Origin of the sequence: Flavobacterium sp., from assembly GCF_049240005.1 — a bacterium.
Lineage (GTDB): Bacteria > Bacteroidota > Bacteroidia > Flavobacteriales > Flavobacteriaceae > Flavobacterium.
On sequence record NZ_JBMLTK010000028.1, the window covers coordinates 13,317 to 30,326 of the forward strand.

Genomic DNA, 17,010 nt, shown 5'->3' on the forward strand with positions numbered 1-17,010 from the left:
TTTATTATCAGCGCTGAGAGGTTTGAAAAAAATGAAGTCATCCCTCTGCTAAGCTGATAATTGTCATGTTTTCATGCGATTGCCGCCGCTACATTTGCTCAAAAAAGATCATGAATCTCTTTGATAAATACAACACGGCTGCACCGCGCTACACCAGTTATCCCACTGTTCCCTATTGGGATGAAACTACTTTTTCGACCGTAGTAGCTCTTGAACGCCTGCAACAACAACTCGAAACCGAAAACACGCTCAGTTTGTACATTCACTTGCCTTTTTGCGAGCGCTTGTGCACGTTTTGCGGTTGTCACAAATATATTACCAAACGCCATGAAGTCGAGCAACCTTATATAGAAGCGCTGCTTAAAGAGTGGCATCTTTACCTCGAATTATTGCCCGCAAAACCTGTTTTGAAAGAACTGCACTTGGGCGGCGGCACACCAACCTTTTTCAGTCCGTTGTCGTTAGAGCACTTGCTTACCGAAATTACCAGCTCCGTTGAAGTCGATGCAACTGCCGAACTCGGTTTCGAAGGACATCCGCATTCCACCTCCGCACAGCATTTACGCGCGTTGCGACGCTTCGGATTTACGCGCGTTAGCTTTGGCGTTCAAGATTATAACCCGCATATACAACAAGCTATAAGCCGACAGCAAACTTTTAACGAAGTAGCCAAAGTAAGTTTTATGGCGCGCGAATTAGGCTACAAAAGCGTTTCGCACGATTTGGTGTACGGACTTCCCTTTCAGTGTGAAAACGATATCATCGACAGCATTGAAAAAACTACAATTTTACGTCCCGATCGCATTTCGTTGTACAGTTACGCACACGTGCCGTGGGTAAAAGGCACCGGACAGCGCGGTTTTAAAACGTCCGATTTGCCCGAAGGTGCTCAAAAACGCAAGCTGTACGAAATTGCGCGAGAACTGTTACTCGAAAACGATTATGTGGAAATTGGTATGGACCATTTTGCGCTGCCCACCGACGATTTGTTTCGCGATAGTTTGTCGGGACAATTGAACCGCAATTTTATGGGCTATACCACCGCCAAAGCCGCTGTGCAACTGGGTTTGGGTGTTTCGGCTATCGGAAATTCTAAGGCGGCATTTATGCAAAACACCAAAGATTTAAAGCAGTATTATAAGTTGCTCGAAGATAATACGTTACCGATAACTAAAGGGCATTTGCTGAGCCATGAAGATTTGTGCATACAGCAGCACATTTTAAATATCATGTGTCGGTTACAAACCACCTGGACCGACGAGCTGTTTCGGTTCATAGATTTTCAAACCTTGAAAAACAGTTTGCGCACTTTTATGTCCGATGGTTTGCTCGAGCTCACCGAAACGGGCATGCAGGTTTTAGAGGCCGGCCGACCCTTTTTGCGAAACATTTGTATGGCTTTCGATTTGCGGTTGCAGCGAAAATGGCCCGATATCAAATTGTTCTCCTCGGCAGTTTAGGATTTATTTTTTAGGGCACATCCTGCCGTGAAAAATCTGTAAGCGCGGAATTAACGTGGGTTCGACCTAAAAATTTTTATTAGATCGCTTGTAATGAGTACTTTAATTATAAGAAAATAATCTTCAGGCAGGATTTTTTAAAGCTAACCATTTAAACAGTTGCTTACGGCGTTGTATTTTTTTGAGATACCTCGGTATCCCAAAGAAAATACGCCTTGTAATCAACTATTTAAATGATTTCTAATTTCGATTTTTATATCGAACTCACGTTATTTGCAATCCGCGCGAAAAAATCGTTTACGGCAGGTCGGGCTGTTCACTGCAAGGCGCACCAGCAAACGGCGTTTCAGCCGCGTGTTGGTTCGGCTTCTTGGGTCGCCGCACCGCCACGGGCTTCAATTGCCGTTTGCTGGCACGGCTTTCCGTTGCCATCCCTTGTGCGGAAATGCGTGCAAAAGTGATAAAATATTGAATTTCTTGCAGTTTAACTTGACATACGTCTGTGTTAAAGTGATACTCGTACCATGTAGCTGAACGATCGTGCAGGCTTTTTGGGCATAGCAACGTTGCGAATAAGTACTGGTTAAACTTCAAGTTAAGTTTGAATCACAATACCATTTTAAAAAAATTAAAGATTAGAAACAACCATGTTTTTATTAAACTTACCAAAAGTATTTGGTGTTTGTTTTGGATTATATGATTTAACCTCTTTAAAAACAAAGTCATGCAATTCTTTAATTGTTATTCGTTTATCTAAATTGAGGTCTGCCTTACCTTGCAATCCTTCAATTAAAAAATAGCTAAAAACGCCTTGCTTTAATTGATTGTACTCTAAGCTGTATTCATTAGCTCGGGCAGCAACCATAACAGCTACCTCCACATCATTAATTTTTGTTGAATTTTGATTTAATGAACGTGATTGACTCTTGATATCTTTTGGAGTGTTTTGCTTTAGTGCTCCAGAGTGACAAGCATCGGCGAATATTAATTTTACTTGGCATTTTGCTGACTTTATAATATCTTTTAAATCAGAAAAATAAAGTAAGTTATAAGCTTTCCCTGTTTCTGGGTTGTATAATCCATCATGGGGAACAAACGCTCCTTGTGTTCCATGCCCAGACCAAAAAAAAATTACCCGATCACCTTCTTGTGCACGTTCAAATAACTGCTTGGCATATTTTATAATGTTTGCCTTTCTTGCAGTTTCATTTTTTAATACATAGATGTTGCCAACTGGAACTTTACCTCCTTTTTCACTCTTGAGAAAACTGACAAATTTCTCAGCATCATTGACTGTCCATTTTAAATCTTTTGCGGTATTTTCATATTTGTAATCCGCTATGCCAATCACTACAGCGTAGGTGTTTTTTATCACTTTTTCATTATTATCCTGCTTGCAAGTAAAGGCCAAGAGAGAGAATACAACTAGAAATTTAAAAAATTGACATTGCAGCTTTATCATTATGATAGAATTAATGAGTAAAAAAAGTCCTTTTGAATAAAATATAAATCAGAAATACAAAAGAGATGATGAATAATACTCGCAAACCATTAAAACCAAACTTATCTCTTTTTGTTGACAATAATTCCTTTTCTTTCGAGGATTTTACTCGATTAAACACCTGCGCTATAGATAGCCATTCAATTTCATAATTATCCCCTTTGTTTATTTCATCATCAACCGCAATTTCGATAATTATTGCTGTATTATTATCTTTTGATTCCAATTCACATTGGTTTTGAATTAGTGCAATCTTTTGCTCAACAGACTTTCTTTTGTCTACTAATGTTGTTATTAAATCATAATCACTCCAAGCTTCGTTAACGCCATCGGTACAAAGGAAGAAAATATCTCCACTATCTACTTTGTCAATTTTAATAATTTCTGGAGTGGTGGTCTTGTTTTCTTTGTTAGCTACAATTGCCTTACTAATTCTGTTATTCATGGGGTGATGCCGACCTTCTTCTCTAGTTATTTCACCCGATTTTACTAATTCACTAACAATAGAATGATCCCAAGTGTGCCAAACTAAATTTTCTTTAGGCTTCAACCAATACAAACGACTATCACCAATATGGGCTATAAACGCATTATTTTTATTAAAAAACAAACAACAAAAAGTAGTTCCCATTCCAATAGTTTCAGGGTTTTGACCGTACCTTTCATTTAATGCTTTTTGTGCATCAACAAGCAACTTTTCAATGTTAAGTTTGGTAATTTCAATTGGATTTTCTAAAATAAAATCCTTTATAAAATTACTAGCAACTTCTCCTTTAGTATGACCACCAACACCATCACAAACAATAAAAGTAGTGCTGTTACTACCAAAGGCATCTTCTTGGTTAGCGCGTTTGCCCAGTTGTGAAAAAGAAATTGACTTCATTTTATTTTGGTGTTTTTATGCCAAGTCCAGCAAGCATTTCTTTTGCTTCAGCATCATTAGTAGTAGCCGCTTTTTGAAGCCAAGTAACCGCCAATGCTTTATCTTTTATAACTCCATCACCTTGAAGATACATCTTACCTAACATTACCATCGAACTAGTATCCTTTTTATTTGCCGCCTTTAAAAACCATTCAAAAGCTAACTTATTATCTTGCTTTACTCCTATTCCATTGAGGTATAAGTTCCCTAATTCGTGCATTCCATACTTATTTCCCATTTTGGCTGACTTTTCAAACCAATAAAAAGCTTTTGAGACATCAAGAGAGGTATGTAAACCCACTTGGTAATTTCTTCCGACTTCAACCATATCTTGAGAACTATTTAAAAGAGCTGCTTTAAGCTTAAAGGCAAACGCTTTTTCATCACTTTTGGGAACACCCTTACCTAAAGTAAACATAGCGCTTAAATTATGTAAAGCTTCAATATTATCTTGGTCAGCAGCCATCGAAAAATAATAAAATGCCAACCTAAAATCAACCTCTTTGCCAAAACCATTGAAGTACATTTCTCCTATTTTATTCATGGCATCACTACTTTTGGATGAAGCTTGACTGAAAAAGTCAAAAGCCTTTGGGTAGTTTTCTTCCATATAGTAAAGTAGTCCAATTCTGTATATCGCTTCTTCGGAGCCGTTATCTTTTGCTTTATTTAAATAAGTAAGTGCTTTGGGGATGTCTTTTTTAAAATTTGAATCCCATGAATAAAATTTACCCAAAGCCAACAGAAATGAATCGTCTTGCTCTGCTATAGGCTCAATCCATTTTTGCAATTGCACTTCGTCAAACTCAAAGGTTAAATTATCTTGTAATACAATGTATGATAGTGCTGCTAAAGCTGTTTTATCTCCTTTTTCGGCTTCCGGCCATAGTTGATTGTAAGCGGCTTCGTATTGTTCTTCTAGAAAGAATTTTTTAATTTCATTTATGTTAACTTGAGAGTAGGAGTTTATTGAGAGGAGGGTTAATATAATGATTATTGTTTTTTTCATAACTAGTTAAAATTAATTATGTGGTAAAGTTGGGGAAAATCGATCAACATCTTTTTTTGCAGGTTCATATCCATTAATATATGCTTTATTATAATATTCATATGCCATAGCATCACTTTGATCTAAATAGTATCCATTTTCATACATTAAACCAATATTATAAAAGCTTTCTTTGGTATTAGCATCTTTAAAGAATTCATATGCTTTTTGATAATTTTTTTGCTCTAAAAAGCATAATCCAATATAATTTAAGGCATCAAATTGATTTTCTGCATTATAAGTTATTGATGAAGCAAATAATTTTTTTGCTTCTTCATAATCTTTTAATTCAAAATAACATACTCCTAAATAGTAATTTAATTCTCTTGATTTTTCTTGATCTTTTTCTATTGCCAACCTATACCTAATAATTGCTGACTTGTATTCACCCTTGTCAAAATAAGAATTCGCTTCTTTTATAATTGATTGTATTGAATTGATTGAGTCATACTTTTTATCAACATAGGATTTTGTTATAGATTCAGGAATGATTTCAACATCATCTGAGGTATTGTCCTTGTATATCTTTATGATAGAAGAGAGTAGAATTATAAAAAAAACCGTTCCAAAAATGTACAAAAAAACTTTAAACTCCTCTTTTCTGTAGTATAAAATTTTTGTTTCGACCGATTTAATATTAGATTTTTCATCTTTTACACTAACTTTATAAGTACCTGGATTTAAGTTTAGAAAAGTTTTTTCAGTAGTATATTTACCATCATTTATTGAATATGTAAAATTTTTGCCTAGTGGGTAAAGAATTTCAATTGAACCTGTTTTCTTTCCTTTTTGAGGATGTGTCGTTTTAACTAAAGGGGTTTCAATTTTATTGTATTTAACAGTTTCTTCAACTACAGTTTCTTCATTTTTTATTAAAATTTCTTTTTTTTGTTCATTTTTAAAAATAATATCTAATAACTCATCAGCAGTTTTAACCCTATAATTAGGATCTCTTACGAGACATTTTTCGGCTATTTTTTGCCATCTTTTCGGGAGTTCTTCAATATTTTCAGAGATTTTTTCATTCAAAATTTTATCTCCTATACCTTGTCTTGAAACAGACGTATTATTTTTTGGTGTAGAATTGAATAGTGATTTACCTGTAAAAAGTTCATATATAATAACACCATAAGCCCATAAGTCAGTGTTATAATAAATTTTTGTATCTCCTTTAATTTGTTCGGGAGAACTATATTCTACTGTACCACCTTGTACACTATTTTCAATGAAACTTTCAACTTCTTGATTTACAATTTTAGACAAACCAAAATCTGTAATCAATGGTGTAATTAATCTTCTTTTTTCATCATAATGTATAAGTATGTTTGAAGGTTTTAAATCACGGTGTATTCTATTGTTTTTATGTAGAAACGACAGTCCTTTTAAAATATCTACTGCAATATTTTCTTTATCATCAAAAGATAATTCTTTTTGTAATTCTTTTCCTTTTTCGTGTTCTTCTTCATAACTAACACCATTAAGTTTTATTAATTTACTTAAGTTACCATAAGGGTAATATTCCATAATGATATAATCGTATTCACCATGATCTGTCTTAATATTTATTACATCTTTATAATAAGCTATATTATCGTTTGGAGATAAATCCTTTATGACTTTGAATTCTTCTTCTAAGGAATATTTCTTACCATCGATAAATTTTACCTCAGAACGTTTAATAGCATATTGATAGTTATCTCTATCATTGTATTTTGCCTTAAAGACAACAGAAAAAGCCCCATTTCCTCTGAAATCTTTTTCAATATCAAATTTGTATAGTTGTCTTAACTGTTCGTAATTCATGTCATGAATTTAAATTATTATAAACTATTTTAATTTAACTGTACCTGATTGCTCTTGAAAACCATAAACTTCTTTTGTTTCTTCATTATAGTAATTGTGTTCATTTATTTTGTACGATCCAACCATTCCTTTATTTGTAATTTCAACAATCAATTTAAATGGAACTAGAGTTGGGTTTTTAAATCCACTTCCTTTTGTACCCAAATTTATAACGCCATTAAATTCAATTTGTTTGTTAGATGATTTAGGTTTTACCTTATAGTTATAGCTATTCAAATCCCAAGTTCCAAATAAATTTTTATTATCCGTATTTCCGGTAATTCTATATGACCCATCAGTATTTTTAGTTAATTTCATAAAACATTTGGTTGTTTTATTTACAGTAGCGTTATAGATTACTCCTTCAAAATTCCTCGGTAAATTTGAGTTTGTTAATCTGTCGAAATTATCACTTAAATTTGAATCATTGTTTAAATTTTTACTGACTTTACGAGATTCTATGGAGTCTAGTTTATTTAAACTATCTTTTCTCTGATTGATCACATTTTTACTTTTTTCTTCAAAAAAGTCTCTATTATAAACATCTTTTGACGGCTGCTTCTCTTGTGTTGGTCCTAAATTATTTTTACTTTCTATATTATTCCATATGATGAGAGATAACAGAATTACACTTACTAGTAGTAAAACATATTTTAAGAATTTGAAGTCATTTTTTTTTGGGTTTGTGAATGATTTGTTTTGAACCACATCTAAAATAGTCGATTGATTTTTTTGATGAGTTTCACTTTTATTAATTTCATAACTCCTATCAGGATTTTCAATAATCTTTAATAATGTAGTTGTTGATTTTATTCTTTCATTTGGGTCTTTAATGAGGCATAATTTAGCAATATTTCTCCATATTGGTGGGAGTTCATTTAGTTTATCTGAAATATTTAAATTTACTATTTGGTTAAAAATTTCTACATCATTACTATGACTTCCTGTATGCGATGTTGTATTACTAAATAATTGTTTTCCTGTAAAAATCTCGTATATAATTACTCCATATGCCCAAAGATCAGAATTGAATCTAATTTCATTATTTTTAAGTTGTTCAGGTGAGCTATATCCCAATGTTCCACCACTAAAACTATTGTTTATTAAACTGTTTTTGTTATTCATTGCTTTTTTAGAAAGCCCAAAATCAGTTATTAATGGTATAATGATTCTATCTTTTGCTTTACCATAAACATGAATAAGAATGTTTGAAGGCTTTAAGTCCCTATGAATAATGTTGTTAGCATGTAAAAAATCTATACCTTTAAGTAGCTGGATAGCAATGCTTTCTTTTTCTTGATTGTTCAGTTTTTCACTTTTTATTATGTTATCTAAATTACCATCCTTATAAAACTGTAAGATTGCATAATCAAAAATACCTTGTTGTGTTTCAAAAGTAAACACATATTCATAGTTGGCTATGTTAGGATGACTCCCTAGATTCTCTAGGGCTTTAAACTCATCTTTTAATGAAAACTCTCTACCATCAATTATTTTTACTTCAGAAACCTTTATGGCAACTTCTCGATGTAAAACAGTGTCAAGGGCTTTGTAGACTTTTCCAAAAGCACCATTACCGATTAAGTCGGTTTTGATGTTGTAATGAAATCGTTTAAAAAAATCGTCGATTGTTTTGATTTGATTGTATTTTGACATTTTCTCTCGGATTATTGATTTTCCTGTAAAAAACTTATTACCTGAGCCACTTTTTCAGCTTGATCATTTTCACTTATGGCAAACTCAAGAGTCTCATTTCTTTCAAGCTCTTCATAACTAATCTCTCCATCACCATAATACGTGATTCTTCCTTTTGTTTGATGCAATTGTTTGCCGTTTTCAGTTGTGAAACTTGGATAGGCATACCAACTAGATAGGAATACAAATTTTACACTTTGAGTGGCAGCATTATATTCTGTTTCTGAATCAATAATTTCATAAGTAGGATTTTCGCCTGAAAAAAAGGAAACTGCCTTCATGTATTTTTTTGTGAATTCTGCGATAGAAGCCTCAGCCATAATTCTTTTTCTTTCAATAGCTTCTCTTTTAAGTTCTTCTTGAACTGCTGCAATCGAATCTTGTTTGGCCTGATAAATACTGTCTTGAACTCTTTGGTATTCCTCTTGAGTAATTACAGAATCAACCTCGGATTGAATTGTTTGGTCTTGTTCTTTTTTTATACAGGACGTAAAAATGGATGCCATGATTAGTATTAAGACTATATTTTTCATAATTTTTAGTTTTAAAATGGTTTACAGAATTGTTACTTGAATTATCGTTCTACCTAATCGGATTTTATCATTGTTTTGAAGTACAATTATTTCATTTCTAGACTTGTCTTCAAAGGTCTTTAGCTTTTCTTCATTTATAAAAGTATGGTTTAAACTACCATTATCCTGAATTGAAAAAGTATTGTTCTTGTCGTTACGCTTAATAAGAGCATGGGCTCTTGACATCATAGTGTCTTCCGTTTCAATGGCAATATCGGGTTGGATTGTTGTATTGTTTTTTCTGCCAATTGTCAAGAAAGGTTGTGAAATTTCAAAATGCTGCTCTTTGTTATTTTCAGAAGCTAAAACTAACAAGGAGAGTTTTTTTTCTGTTTGATTAACACTTCCTACTTTGGTTTTATTGGTTACTGCATTTCCATTTGAAGTATCATTTGCAACAGGTACAGTTAAAAACATCATCTTTTTGCAATGAAAACACTTGTTTTTGATGCTTTTACCTTCTGAACCTTCGGTAGTTACGATGGTATTTTCTTTATTGCAAAAAGAACAATTTTCTTTGAATATTACTTTCTTCATAGTACTTGTTTTTGAATCTTGAATAGTTTTTATCAATCCTATTCGATGGTTACAATTGGAGCAAGTGAATTGCAATGAATTCCATTCTTCTTGATTATTAGGTAAATTAGATATCCCGATAGATATGTCACAATTTGGACACTTAAAAAGTTGCTTTTCCATAATGACTAGCTGTAAAATCCATCAATCGAGTCATCATTACTGATGTTATTATCTGCTTCATCATTCAAATTTCCTTGAAGGTCGTTTTCATCAAGTTCATCAGCTTCGGTATCTTCTTGATCATCTTCATTTTGATCGTCCTTTCCCTCATAATCCTCATCATCAGCACCTTGACCAATACTTATAGGTCCTCCAATAGGAAGCACTTCACCTGTCATTGTATAAGCAGCTCCAAATTGAATTTCATTGCCAACAACATTCACATCCATCAATATAATATCTGCATCTCCATCAAAATTGGTGTCCAAAACGAGGTCATGAATTTCATTACCATTCGCATCTACAAGAAAGATATCTGGCTTTCCATCATTATTGCTATCGAGCTCTTTGATGATTTTTTGTTCAAAATCATGGTCTAATTCATCAATTATTTCATACTTTACTGGTTCTGGTTCATTTCCACCTGGTTCTGGTTCGTCAATTGGACTATTCATAGGAATTGTAACACTTGAATCAACTTCTTGTATTTGCGTAGTTTCCTCATCAATCGATTGCCAATATTCTTGATGCTGTTCAACAGTCATACTATTCCATTCTTCTTTGGTGTAGGTATTGTATAATTTCCCTTGGTATTCAAAAAAACCACCGGGTCCAACTTCTTCTCGAGCAGTTGCGTAAGCGTTTTCAAAATCCATAGCATCAGTCACCGATTTTGCAAAAGGTGCCTCTGTACAAATAACCACAGCATCATCAGAAACTTCATTATCATTGGAATCAGGAGTTGGATCTGTTGGCTTCACAATTTTATTATTGGATTTAGAGATAAATCCCATTAAAGCAAATGCCCCAGCTCCTATTGCAATCCCCGCTAAACCAATCTCTGTTTTAAGAAGTGTATCTTTTTGAATTTTTGATAATCCCCTTAAAACAATATTCCCTTTACTTTTGGGTTGTTCGTTGTTTCTATTATCAATTGTCGTTTCCATGATTTTGCTATTTATTTTGTTTTACAGTGTAAAGGTGCAATGGATATGCTTTGAGTTTTAATAAATTGTACGAAATCAATTGTTGGCTGTACAAAACCTTATTTATTATAAATTGCACCGCATTTTTTTGGACAGACTTTATTCTTTTTCAGTTTTAACCATGAGTAATTTTCATCATGAATTGGAAAAATATAATCGCATTTAGGATTTGGACAGTTATACTTAGCTATAAAGTCATGTTTTTTGTTTTCAAATTTTTTTGAAATTAAGTACACATAAATAACTATGGTTGCACTTAAACAAGAGATAATTAGAGAAACTGCATTTAGAATTCCTTCTTCACTGAAGTAAGCTTTTGAAACACCTATTAATCCTATAAATGGTATACAAATAGATTGCAAACTTCTTAATTCTCTAATTTTTTTACTTTTCTTTTTATACGTTTCATAAATAATTTTTCTTTGATCAAACTCTTCTGAATAATCAGTTTTGTTTTCATTTAAAATAGTAGTATAACGCTCGACTATTTCACCTAAATCAACAATATATTTAGTTTCTACCCCTAAAGTTATTTTATCCTCCACGGTGACTATTTTACTAACAATAGGGTTGCCATTGACATAAGTCCCGTTTGTTGAATTCAAGTCTTGCAATAAAATTTCTCCGTTGTCAATAATTATTTTAGCATGAACTCTGCTCACTGATGAAAATTCTCCTGGTACTAATAGTGTGTTTTCACCCGTTACTTCTCTTCCTATCAAAAATTCCATGTTTATTCTGGTGTTTCTTCGTAATTAATTTTTGCTGTTTCCCACATTAATCGTTTTATGAGATAAGGGAATTGTTTATTGTATTTTGGAAATTCCAATATTGCACCATTGCTAAACTGAATTTGTTTTCCTTTAATGGTTTTGATCATATTCAAGTTCAAGATGATACTTTTTCCAAAGCGTTCAATAAACTCCATCGATATAAAGTAAGATTCTAACTCTTTTAACTTTTTAGAGACAACCAGTTTTGAATGATCATCAAAGTAAATTTCTGAATAATTGCCACTCCCTTTTATATAAGTAATCGTATTGGGATTAATATAATCTCTAGATTGAAGGGATGGAATTTCTATTTTTTGGACAAATAAATGAGCATTATTGATTAAGAATTTATCGAATCCAGACTTTAAGTCGTTTTTCCAGTCATGTGCATCAATATCCACAAAGTAAGCTGCATTAATTTTCCAAGCTAGCTTGGCAACCTTTGGAGATTTTGATAAAATGAAAAGCGGCGCTTGAAATGCAAGCAGTTGCTCTCGTATCTGTTTTCGCTCTTCTTTACTTTCATCTTGAGCATGAAAAAAAACTACGCTTTCAGGTAATATAACCTTAGTAGCATATGCTAAACCATTTAATTTATTTTTGATTTCCAAGACCTTGTGTGCCTCTATGTTTCTGAAGATAAGCTGCATGTAAGAATTGTTTTAAACAAATCTAAAAATTTATCTTTTTCTTTCTTTATTTAAGTTGAAAAACAATGAATTAGCTTATCAGTTCTTAATATTTGAAAGTAATTTTTTTATTTCAAAACAACTAGGGTCTAAGATTCTTTATAACTTAAAATAGTTGCTATTTTAACTTTAGTAATTGTGAAAATACTAGAGTTGTTTTGTTCCTATTCTCTTATTAAATTTAGGATAATTTAAAAATTATTAATTGAAATAAGGTCTATTGTTCTATCTTCTGCGTGTTTACCTTTATTGGATATTTTGGTAAGTCTTTGGCAAGAGTCGAAACTTTCAACTGTTTTGTGACCTTCTTGAAAAGATTTCTCAAAAGAAAATTTATGTTTTAAAAGTCGCAAAAAGGTGAGTAAAAGTTGAATGCAAAGGGACATTGTTTTTGTTAGCTGACAACTAAAAAAGACTGCCAACAGTTTGAGCGCCTTATTGTATTAATTGGCTCTGTTGATGTTTTTTCAAAATTTCTTCAAAGTATAAAAGAAGCTCTATTATAATGTAAGAATAGGGTATACATTCTGAATTTGCATCTATAAATCCGTGCTTCTAGTGAAGTACACCTTGTTGTAATGCTAAATTTAATGTGCATGTAAATTGAAAAATAGTACTTGACAGATTTTAAATTTCTGTTTTCAAATTCCTCACTTTCCAAATCAGTTCTAGCTTGCTTTCTCTGAACTAAACATTCAAATCCAGTTGTCGGTTTTCGGCGGCGGCTTTTTCGTCTTTTACATGTCCGATTGCAAAGCCTATCGACATACCAAACGGAAATCCTAAACCGAGCAGGCCCATATTGTTGGCCACAGTACCAATAGCAACGCCAATCGGTATGCCAAAGGCGCTCATGCCAAAAAGTGTAAACAATACGCGGTAATGATTTTTTGGCACCCATTTGAGCTCTTTTTTTACCTGTTGCAAAATTTGCGCCTGACTTTTAGCGATGAGTCTTAGTAACTGATTTTCGGGCAATACCGCAGCATTAATGCGTTCGATGTGCTCGTTTACAAAGGCCTCAGTGCTTTCGGGCATTGCGCGTTTACTGAGCTCGCTGAGTAATTTCTCGAAAACGGCAACCGCTTTTATTGCTTTTACACTTAGGTTTTCGCGGTTTCGGACTTGAAGAGGTTTCAATGACATGGCAATTACGGTTTAGGGTTGGGTTTGGCGTAAAGATACGAACCTGAGTTTTATTAAAAATTAACCTAAGTTCATTGATTCCAACATATTAAGTTTAGCGTGATCTAGTTTACTTAGCCAAATGCATAAATTGCCAGTTAATTCATTTGACTTCCTTGTTGTACTCTAGTTTCTGATATAATGCCTGCCTCTAAATAGGTTATCTACTTCTTTTCTGACATCAATTTGTATTCAAATTTATATCATTAAGTATTAGAATGATTTTCAACAGCGATAATAACTTCATTTTTTTGATTATTTATTTTGGTTAATATTGTATCTAAATAGTCATCGCCAAAATGGTTTCTAATCCAATTAATTTCGCTAGTAAATGCTTTGACTTCTTTTTCACTTGAATGGAAGTCGATTTTTTTTCTGCCTAATCTACCAAGAGTTCTTACTGATAAAGTATGATACTTTTTTATGTCTTTTATTAGCATTCTAACAAATTTTGCTAAGCTTTCTTCACTTCCTGACAGTATTTTTAAGTACACGTTTAAATTTTCAAGAGCTTTTGCTTCTAATGCAATATCACTTCTACCTATTTTATAATTTGGCTTGAATGATTTAATTTTTTCATAATTAATCCAAAAGTCTTTTGAAAGCGGCAACTTAATTTCGTTAAATTCACACTGAGTGTTTAATAACAAATCGTCAAAAGTTACTTCTTTGATGTTAGTATAACCTTCCTCTTCTTTTTCAATAATTTGCGCGAAAAGACTTAATCCTTTTTTTCTTAAGACATTTAGTTGATAGTTGTCCGTTTTTTTAGCTGATTTTACTCTTGTTGGTAAATTGCTTATTTTCTTTATTAATTCTGGATATTGTGTTTCTATTTCATTATAGATATTTCTAATATGTGTTGATGTATTAATCCCGCCACTTTCATCTGGATTTTGATTTAGTTTAAAGTAGAGACCTGACGCTGTTGGTTCCTCTTCTTCATCAAATATTTTAGCATCTTCACCTAACGAACTATGAATTAAATACATTTTTTGAGCTGCTATTTCTCTTGATTTTACTATATCAGCTCCTATTTCCGAGGGAAAAAAGTTATAAATGTGTAGTTCGTCAAATACTTTCGCTCCAATACGATTAATACGACCTACTCTTTGAATAACTCTTGTTGGATTCCAAGGAATATCGTAATTGATAATTACGCCTGCACGATTTAAATTGAACCCTTCAGATAGTTTATCACTCGTTAATAATATGTCGAAATGATTGGTTTGTCCGTCTTTTCTTTGCGCATTGAAATCTGAATTCAGACTTTTAGCCAATTCTTTTGAAACCTTACCATCACAAACTAATAATCGCATTCCGAATTTCTCACGGAAATATGGCTCTAAATGTTTAATAGTATCAACATATTCTGAAAACAATATGACTTTTCTGTTTTTGTCTTTTTCTAAAATAGATTGTATTTCATTTGCTATACGTTCTCTTTTTGGGTCGTTTTCTACAATTTTTAGTTTTTTTAGTTGGCTTTGAATTTCTTGAAAAACTAAAATATCACTTTCAATATGTTCCAAAAATTCAGTCCTTCTTTGGAAATCATTAATATCATAAACAGTATTGTTTTTTGGAACTTTTTTATTTAATAAATCTTTAGAATATTCGCTTAAAATTCTATCAATATCGTCTTCATCATATGACTTAATTTTATCAATTAAACCTCTGTCTAATATGTATTTGCCATTAGACTTTTCAATGAAATCACGTACTAAAATATGCACTTGTAAAAAACGATCTATTGATTGACTAAATGCCCCAAATGAACTTTCGAAACGCTTTACTAATAAGCGTCTCATGAAGTCAAATAAGTTTTGCTGTTGTTGGAATTGTCTGTTGCCTTGTTCGTCTAGTTGATCCTCGTCTACAATTTTTTCATAACTGAAAGGTTGATAGATTGCTCCTTTGAATCTGCCGTTTTCTTCAAAGTATTCATTTAATATTCTGTCATAAAATGTATTTTGTTCATGTGATAAATGATAAAATAATTCAACAGGGTCTTTAACGGTAGATAAATCACCAACCTCTGCTTTATAAACGTAATCTTCTTTTAAATCTAATCGATTTCTTCTAATTACTACAGAGGAAATTATACTCTTGATTTGATTTGCCAATAATTTAGTTTCATGTCTTACCACATTAACGTCTATGGGTAATTCCTTAGCTAGCATGGTGCGATATAATGTTTCTGCTTTTTGACGCTTAGCCGGTTTGTTAGAATTCCAGTTTTTGATTATGTCTGAAAGACGTTTGTATTTATAATTGAATGCTCTGAATAAACCTTCTAAGTTATCATCAATTGTGATACCTGATTTACCAGGTACAATAAATAGTTTTAATAATGAAAATATATCCGCGGGTGAATTATTGAATGGTGTAGCTGTCAATAAAATTACGGTTCTGTCTCTACAGATGGTAAGTAAAGATTCATAATCTGCGGAATCTTGATTCCTAAAATAATGTGCTTCGTCGACAATAACAACTTTAATTCCTTTTGTTTGAATTGTATCTGCTAAATCTTCTAATTTTCCTCTACTTTCTACTTCCCAATCATACAATTTAAATTCATTAATATAACCCCACCAACCTGTATTGTATGTTTTATCACCCATTAATCCTGGAGGACAAATAACCATTCCTCTTTTGCCTAAGTTTTTAGCTATTAGAGAGGCAATTACTGATTTCCCCAAACCTACCACATCGGCAATAATAACTCCGTTGTATTCCTCAATAATAGATAATGCTTGGTTTACTGCATCGGTTTGATAGCTGTATTTTTTATATCCAATTTCTTCCAGAAGATTTTCTACTTCGGGTTTTATTTGTTTTTGTTGTTGTAGGTCTAAATAGGTTTTTAGAATCAAGACATAAGCTTCAAAAGGAGTTACTGAAGCTGCTTGCGATTTGTGCTGAATGAATTGTATCAAAAACTCTTTTCTGTTTTCGATTTCTGAAATTGGAATAGCTCGTTCCCAAAGTTCATCAAAATAGTTTTCAGCTTCGGTAAAACCATAATCTTTTATTTCTACATTGAATTCTTCCTGACCCGATAATCCTGCACGCGTTAAGTTACTACTACCTGTAATAAACTGCCCTATCATTGCTTGTATTTCTGCCTGTTCTTGGTTTAAACGGAATAGGTATAACTTAGCGTGGTTTGAATTTTCGGTTTTACGAATGATTAATCGTTTTTCGTTTAACATTTGTAGAAAGAACTCTACTTGATTGTAGAATGCTTCTGTGTCCATTTCTTCATTGTTAATGGCATTTCCCATAGAAGTCATGAATTGATTGAATAGGTCGTCTTGTGACTGTTCCTCTTCTTGGCTACCGTGTTCTACAATTTTATTTAAGATTTGATCTACTTGAAGTCCAACCAATAATTTTAGTGTTAGGTTTTCGTTCTTTTTTAAGTTTTCAAAAAGTTCTTGCCAACCTGAAAAGTAAAAGAACCCTACTAAAAATTTAAGCTCATCACTAATGCCGATTAATGTATTTAATCTTCCTTTTAATGATTTATTGGTTTTATTATTGGTTATGAAATTGTTTGCCATTCTTTTAGTTACGTTTATTCACTTATCTATTTT

At 32.5% G+C, this 17,010-nt stretch carries 13 protein-coding genes; 1 reads left to right on the top strand and 12 read right to left on the bottom strand.

The genetic code is table 11. From position 1 onward, the window contains the following. Positions 1-110: 110 nt before the first annotated feature. Entirely contained in the window at positions 111-1,460 is a 1,350-nt protein-coding gene (gene hemN / locus ACOVQQ_RS02730; protein ID WP_421816829.1) for an oxygen-independent coproporphyrinogen III oxidase, read from the top strand. A 628-nt stretch (positions 1,461-2,088) separates the two neighbouring features. On the opposite strand, the gene ACOVQQ_RS02735 is transcribed toward hemN, so the two are convergent. The 12 genes from ACOVQQ_RS02735 to ACOVQQ_RS02790 form a co-directional block, all read right to left on the bottom strand. Then, positions 2,089-2,922: a caspase family protein gene (locus tag ACOVQQ_RS02735; RefSeq protein ID WP_421816830.1), complete on the bottom strand. Its 834-nt coding sequence runs from the start codon at positions 2,920-2,922 to the stop codon at positions 2,089-2,091. A gap of 10 nt (positions 2,923-2,932) precedes the next feature. Beyond that, a complete protein-coding gene (locus ACOVQQ_RS02740) occupies positions 2,933-3,844 on the bottom strand; it encodes a PP2C family protein-serine/threonine phosphatase (RefSeq protein ID WP_421816831.1) in 912 nt (303 codons plus the stop codon). A 1-nt stretch (position 3,845) separates the two neighbouring features. Next, positions 3,846-4,892: a hypothetical protein gene (locus ACOVQQ_RS02745; protein ID WP_421816832.1), complete on the bottom strand. Its 1,047-nt coding sequence runs from the start codon at positions 4,890-4,892 to the stop codon at positions 3,846-3,848. 12 nt (positions 4,893-4,904) lie between these two features. Beyond that, positions 4,905-6,734, bottom strand: coding sequence for a serine/threonine-protein kinase (locus ACOVQQ_RS02750; protein WP_421816833.1), 1,830 nt, complete (start codon positions 6,732-6,734; stop codon positions 4,905-4,907). Between the two features lie 24 nt (positions 6,735-6,758). Next, a complete protein-coding gene (locus ACOVQQ_RS02755; protein WP_421816834.1) occupies positions 6,759-8,429 on the bottom strand; it encodes a serine/threonine-protein kinase in 1,671 nt (556 codons plus the stop codon). 11 nt (positions 8,430-8,440) lie between these two features. Continuing rightward, entirely contained in the window at positions 8,441-9,001 is a 561-nt protein-coding gene (locus ACOVQQ_RS02760) for a hypothetical protein (protein ID WP_421816835.1), read from the bottom strand. Positions 9,002-9,022: 21 nt separating this feature from the next. Beyond that, positions 9,023-9,577, bottom strand: a complete 555-nt coding sequence (locus tag ACOVQQ_RS02765) for an FHA domain-containing protein (RefSeq protein ID WP_421816836.1) — start codon at positions 9,575-9,577, stop codon at positions 9,023-9,025. A 167-nt stretch (positions 9,578-9,744) separates the two neighbouring features. Continuing rightward, entirely contained in the window at positions 9,745-10,725 is a 981-nt protein-coding gene (locus ACOVQQ_RS02770; protein WP_421816837.1) for a hypothetical protein, read from the bottom strand. A gap of 98 nt (positions 10,726-10,823) precedes the next feature. Then, positions 10,824-11,495 (bottom strand): FHA domain-containing protein, encoded by a 672-nt coding sequence (locus tag ACOVQQ_RS02775; RefSeq protein ID WP_421816838.1) that lies wholly within the window; start codon positions 11,493-11,495, stop codon positions 10,824-10,826. 2 nt (positions 11,496-11,497) lie between these two features. After that, the gene (locus ACOVQQ_RS02780; protein WP_421816839.1) at positions 11,498-12,187 is read right to left on the bottom strand and encodes a LytTR family transcriptional regulator DNA-binding domain-containing protein; all 690 of its coding nucleotides are present in this window, start codon (positions 12,185-12,187) and stop codon (positions 11,498-11,500) included. Between the two features lie 726 nt (positions 12,188-12,913). Then, on the bottom strand, positions 12,914-13,372 hold the full coding sequence (locus ACOVQQ_RS02785) for a hypothetical protein (protein ID WP_421816840.1): 459 nt from the start codon (positions 13,370-13,372) through the stop codon (positions 12,914-12,916). Positions 13,373-13,617: 245 nt separating this feature from the next. After that, the gene (locus ACOVQQ_RS02790) at positions 13,618-16,977 is read right to left on the bottom strand and encodes a helicase-related protein (protein ID WP_421816841.1); all 3,360 of its coding nucleotides are present in this window, start codon (positions 16,975-16,977) and stop codon (positions 13,618-13,620) included. Positions 16,978-17,010 lie beyond the last annotated feature (33 nt).